Annotated in this window: 3 protein-coding genes and 2 pseudogenes; 3 read left to right on the top strand and 2 right to left on the bottom strand. The window is 64.6% G+C overall.

Annotated features, from left to right (window positions below; translation table 11 throughout):
• Both RMO23_RS01550 and RMO23_RS01555 read right to left on the bottom strand, forming a co-directional pair.
• On the bottom strand, nt 1-1,454 hold a 1,454-nt coding region (locus RMO23_RS01550; RefSeq protein WP_309678340.1), incomplete at its 3' end, for a benzoate-CoA ligase family protein.
• Between the two features lie 73 nt (nt 1,455-1,527).
• Nucleotides 1,528-2,019 carry a flavodoxin domain-containing protein gene (locus RMO23_RS01555; protein WP_309678341.1) on the bottom strand — a complete coding sequence of 164 codons (492 nt, stop codon included), beginning with the start codon at nt 2,017-2,019 and terminating at the stop codon, nt 1,528-1,530.
• Nucleotides 2,020-2,125: 106 nt separating this feature from the next.
• On the opposite strand from RMO23_RS01555, the gene RMO23_RS01560 reads away from it, so the two are divergent.
• The 3 genes and pseudogenes from RMO23_RS01560 to RMO23_RS01570 form a co-directional block, all read left to right on the top strand.
• Complete coding sequence (locus RMO23_RS01560) at nt 2,126-3,019, top strand: helix-turn-helix transcriptional regulator (protein ID WP_309678342.1); 894 nt, start codon at nt 2,126-2,128, stop codon at nt 3,017-3,019.
• A gap of 20 nt (nt 3,020-3,039) precedes the next feature.
• A pseudogene (gene boxC / locus RMO23_RS01565) lies at nt 3,040-4,715 on the top strand (2,3-epoxybenzoyl-CoA dihydrolase).
• 136 nt (nt 4,716-4,851) lie between these two features.
• A pseudogene (locus tag RMO23_RS01570) lies at nt 4,852-5,521 on the top strand (benzoyl-CoA 2,3-epoxidase subunit BoxB); the annotation flags it as partial.

Genomic DNA, 5,521 nt, shown 5'->3' on the forward strand with positions numbered 1-5,521 from the left:
AGTTCATCGGCCGTCACGCTCTGGCCGGCCTTGAGCACCACATAGGCCTTGGGCTTGACCAGCGCATCGGCATCGGCCAGGCCAATCACGGCCGCCTCCAGCACGGCGGCGTGGCTTGCCAGGCAGGCCTCGACCTCGAACGGCGAGACATAGATGCCGCCGACCTTGAGCATGTCGTCACTGCGCCCGCCATAGGTGTAGTAGCCATCGGCATCGCGGATGTACTTGTCGCCGCTTCGGGTCCATTCGCCGGCAAAGGTCGCCTTGGTTTTGGCGCGGTTGTTCCAGTACATCAGCGCGGCGCTGGGGCCGCTGATCTGCAGCTCGCCGATCTCGCCGTCGGCGCATTCATGGCCGTCGTCGGCCACGATGCGCAGCCGGTAGCCCGGCACCGCCTGGCCGGTCGTGCCGTAACGCACCTGGCCGGGCCGGTTGCTCAAGAAGATGTGCAGCATTTCGGTCGAGCCGATGCCGTCCAGAATGTCGCAGCCATACTGGGTCGCCCATTTCTGACCGATCTGGGCCGGCAAGGCCTCGCCGGCGCTGGCGCAGACGCGCAGCCCGAGCGCGGATTTGTCGGGCCGGGCCGGGTCGGCCAGCAGGGCGGCGTACAGCGTGGGCACGCCGTAAAAAATCGTGGGCTGGTATTTTTTCAGGATGCCGAACACGTCGGCCGGCGTGGGCCGGGCCGGCAGCAGCACGGTGGTGGCGCCCACACTCATCGGAAAGGTCAGCGCGTTGCCCAGGCCATAGGCAAAAAACAGCTTGGCGGCCGAATACACCACGTCGGATTCTTCAATCCCCAGCACCGCGCGGCCATAGAGTTCGGCGGTCTGGATCAAATGGCTGTGCAGGTGCACCGTGCCCTTGGGCGTGCCGGTGGAGCCGCTGGAATAGAGCCAGAAGCAGGCATCGTCGGCACAGGTGTCTGCTATTGTTTTGGTAGCTGGTGATGCGCGTATGACCTCAGCTAGCGTCGTGTTGGATGCCAAATTGTCGGCCCCGGCCAGAATCACGGCCTTGAGCGTGTCGATCTGGCCCAGCAGTGGCTCAAAGCTGGGCAGCAGGGCTTGCGAGACGATCAGGCCCTGGGCGCGCGAGTCGCGCAGCATGAAGTCGAAGTCCTGCGGCGTCAACAGCGTGTTGGCCGCCACCGGCACCACGCCGGCCAGAATGCAGCCAAGAAACGCCACCGGCCATTCGGGCGTGTCCAGCAACGCCAGCATCACGCGGCTTTCGGGCGCAAGGCCCATGGCCCGCAGGCCGTTGGCCAAACGCTGGGCCTGGTCGGCCAGCTCGCCGTAGCTCAGCTGCTCGCCGCTCAGCGCATTGATGAAGGCGACCTTGCCGGGCCGCTGGGCGTTGCGCGCCAGCAGGTCGTGCGCGGCGTTGTAGTCGCGGGGAATCTCCACCACCGGTGGGCTCACCGAATGGTCGGCGCGGCTGGCTTGCATGAAGGTCTTCGGTTGCTATTATTTTTGTAGCTATCTGCGCCCGTTCCACCTGGGCTAGGGCCGTATTTGGCTATTAAACCGTGGCCGCGGGGGCATCCATGGCCTGCACGGCCTGCGCCAGCCACTCGCGGCACCACCCGGTGCCCTCAGTTTCCGGCATGGTGCCGCTGCTGGCGTCGTGGCACCAGACCTCGCCGATGCGCCGGGCGCCCAGGTCCTGCAGCCGCTCGTCGAATTTTTTGCCGCCAAAGCAGAAGGTCTGCATATAGGTGCGGTCGCCCAGCGCGATCACGCCATAGCGCACATGGCCCAGAAACTGCGGCTGGGAACCCAGCGAGTCGTACAGCGCGCGGGCGTTGTCGGGCACGTCGCCCGAGCCGTAAGTGGACGAACAGATGAGATAAAGTGCATCTTCGGCCTTGTCTGCATCAAACACGCTGATGTCCAGGTCGTCCATCAGCAGCACCTCGATCTCGCTCGCCAGGTCGGCGCAATCCATCTGGATCGCCTGCGCCACATAGTCTGCCGTGCTGGTCATGGTGCCCACCAGGATTTTGAGCTTCATCAAAGATCTCCAGAAAAAGATGCAATAAACTGCTTGACATCGAATTTACGTGAAGCATACTGCGATTTTCCCCTTGTGCAAATAGCTTTAAAAGCCGGTGGTTCTTGTGGAAATCATCTCGGAGCAGGATTCAAAAGCCACGCTGAGCGAGCTCGGCAGCCGTGTGCGCGCCTGGCGTGCCCGGCGCGGCATGACGCGCAAACAGCTGGCGTCTGACTCGGGCCTGAGCGAGCGCTTTCTGGCCGATGTGGAAAGCGGCAAGGGCAATGTCTCGATCAACTCGCTGGCCGCCGCCGCCCGCGCGCTGAATATTTCCATGCTGGAACTGCTGCAGGACGCGCCGCGCCAGGCGCTGGCGCGGGTGCAGGGCCTGCTCTCAAGGCTGGACGATGCGCAGCTGGACCAGGCTTACAGCCTGCTGGGCAACACGTTTGGCCTGACGGATATGCTGGGGCGCGAGCAGCGGGTGGCACTGATCGGCTTGCGCGGCGCCGGCAAGTCCACGCTGGGGGTGCAACTCGCGGCCCAGCGCGGCGTGCCGTTTATCGAGCTGGACCGCGAGATCGAGCGCGAGGCCGGCACCAGCATGAACGAGATCTTGCTGCTGCACGGGCAGGGCGGTTACCGCCGCTACGAGCGCCGCGCGCTGTTTCGCATTGCCGAGGACCACCCCGAGGGCGTGGTGATGACCACTGGCGGCAGCATTGTCAGCGAGCGCGACACCTTCGACCTGCTGCAAAGCCGTTTTTACTGCGTCTGGCTCAAGGCCAGCCCCGAAGAGCACATGGCCCGTGTGGTGGCCCAGGGCGACATGCGGCCGTTTGACGTGACGCGCGGCGCCACCAGCGAAGCGCTGGACGACATTCGCCGCATTCTGGCCAGCCGCGAAGCGCTGTATGCGCGCGCCGATGCGGTGGTCGACACGGCGGCGCGCAGCCTGAAACAAAGCCTGTCGGATCTGACCCGGGCCGTGGCCCAAACCCCCAACGAAATGAAGTGAACACCATGACGGAACCGCTGATGTTCAAACAGCTGATTGACGGCCAGCAGCGCGAACTGGTCAGCTTTGCCACCGACCCGAGCCGCTACCAGCACTGGACGCTGCGCGTGGACGGCGACCAGCCCGACGTGGCGCGCCTGAAACTCGACATCAATGAAGACGGCGGCATCAGGCCGGGCTACAAGCTCAAGCTCAATAGCTACGACCTGGGCGTCGACATTGAACTGCACGACGCGCTCAACCGCATCCGTTTTGAGCACCCGGCGGTCAAGGTGGTGGTGTTTGAGTCGGGCAAGGAAAAATCTGGTGCTCGGGCGCCAACATCTACATGCCGGGCTTGTCTACCCATGGCTGGAAGGTCAACTTTTGCAAGTTCACCAACGAAACCCGCAACGGCCTCGAAGACTCTTCACGCCACGACGGCCTGCAGTCGATTGCCGCCGTGACCGGCGCCTGCGCCGGCGGCGGCTATGAGCTGGCGCTGGCCTGCGACCGCATCGTGATGGTGGATGACCGTTCCAGCACGGTGAGCCTGCCCGAGGTGCCGCTGCTGGGCGTGCTGCCCGGCACTGGCGGACTGACCCGCATCACCGACAAGCGCAAGGTGCGGCGCGACCTGGCCGACATCTTTTGCAGCACCTCGGAAGGCGTGCGCGCGGACCGCGCCAAAGACTGGAAACTGATTGACGCCCACGCCAGGCCGCAGCAGTTCAACCAGCTGCTTGCTATCGAAATAGAAGCACTCCGCACACGTTTTACCAGGGCTGCAACCCTAAAATGCATTCAACTGACGCCCCTGAAGCGGCTCATCGACGACGCCGGCTACCACTACAGCACGGTCGATGCGCAGGTGGACCGCGCCCGCCGCATCGCCACCCTGACCCTCGAGGCGCCCGCCGCGCCCGTCGAGTCCACGCCCGACGCGATTGAAGCGGCCGGCGCCAACTGGTACCCGCTCCAGCTGCAGCGCGAACTCGACGATGCCATCCTGAACCTGCGCACCAACGAGCCTGACGTCGGCACCTGGGTGATCAAAACCCGCGGCGACGCCGGGCTGGTCGTCAAGATGGACCAGGTGCTGGGCAGCCTGAAAGCCCACTGGCTGGTGAAGGAAACCACGGGCGCCTTGCGCCGCACGCTGGCGCGGCTGGATGTGACCAGCCGCTCGCTGATTGCGCTGGTGGACTGCGGCTCGTGCTTTGCCGGCACGTTTTATGAACTGGCGCTGGCCTGCGACCGCATCTATATGATGGACCTGCCCGACGCGCCGGACAGCGCGCCGGCACTGCAGCTGAGCGCCGCCAACTTCGGCTGGTTTGCCGCGGTCAACGGCCTGACGCGGCTGCAAACCCGCTTTTGCGAAGACGAATCCACCATCGCGCAATTGAAGGGTTTGGGCGACAGCCCGCTGCGCGCCGACCAGGCGCTGGCGCTGGGCCTGGTCACCCTGACGCCCGACGACATCGACTGGGACGACGAGATCCGCATCATGCTCGAGGAGCGCGCCAGCCTGTCGCCCGACGCCATGACCGGCCTCGAAGCTTCGCTGCGCTTTCCGGGCAGGGAGACCATGGAGACACGTATTTTTGGCCGACTGTCAGCCTGGCAGAACTGGATTTTCATCCGGCCCAACGCGGTGGGCGAGGAGGGCGTCTTGAAGCTCTTTGGCACCGGCAAGAAAGCCAAATTCGACTGACAGAGGGTGTAACCCCACTAAGCGCCTGCGGCGCCTCCCCCAAGGGGCGCCACCCGCGGCCCGGCTGAGCCGTCTCCGTGCTGGCACTGGCCTTGAGATCGCCACTGTCGCTCGCAACTTGTTTGATGGAAGAACCATGAGCAGCATTGACCTGCAAGCCCTGATCCCCAACAACGTCGACCTCGGCGAAAACCGCCAATTGCAGCGTGCACTGGAACACTGGCAGCCGGCCTTTTTAAGCTGGTGGGACGAGATGGGCCCCAGCGACTTCAAGGCCAGGGAGGTCTACCTGCGCACCGCGGTCGGCGTCGATGCCTCGGGCTGGGCCAGCTATGGCTACACCCCCATGCCCGACTACCGCTGGGGCATCTTCCTGGCCGACCGGGAAGAGGGCCGCAAGATTGGTTTCGGCGACCACCTCGGTGAAGACGTCTGGCAGGATGTGCCCGGCGAATACCGTTCCACCTTTCGCCGCCTCATCGTCACCCAGGGCGACACCGAGCCGGCCTCGGTGGAGCAGCAGCGCCATCTCGGCCTCACCGCGCCGTCGATGTACGACCTGAGGAACCTGTTCCAGATCAACGTCGAGGAAGGCCGTCACCTCTGGGCGATGGTCTATCTCCTCCACACCTATTTCGGTCGCGACGGTCGCGAGGAGGCCGAGGCTCTCCTCGAGCGCCGCTCCGGTGATCCGGACAAGCCGCGCATCCTCGGCGCGTTCAACGAGCCGTGCACCGATTGGCTCTCCTTCTTCATGTTCACGTTCTTCACCGACCGTGACGGGAAGTTCCAGCTGCTCGCCCTCG

Origin of the sequence: Polaromonas sp. (assembly GCF_031411155.1) — a bacterium.
In the GTDB taxonomy this organism is placed as follows: domain Bacteria; phylum Pseudomonadota; class Gammaproteobacteria; order Burkholderiales; family Burkholderiaceae_C; genus Polaromonas.

Bases quoted from the DNA above. Each gene is read 5' to 3' on its own strand.
- RMO23_RS01555 (WP_309678341.1), bottom strand. From the start codon at position 2,019: ATGAAGCTCAAAATCCTGGTGGGCACCATGACCAGCACGGCAGACTAT.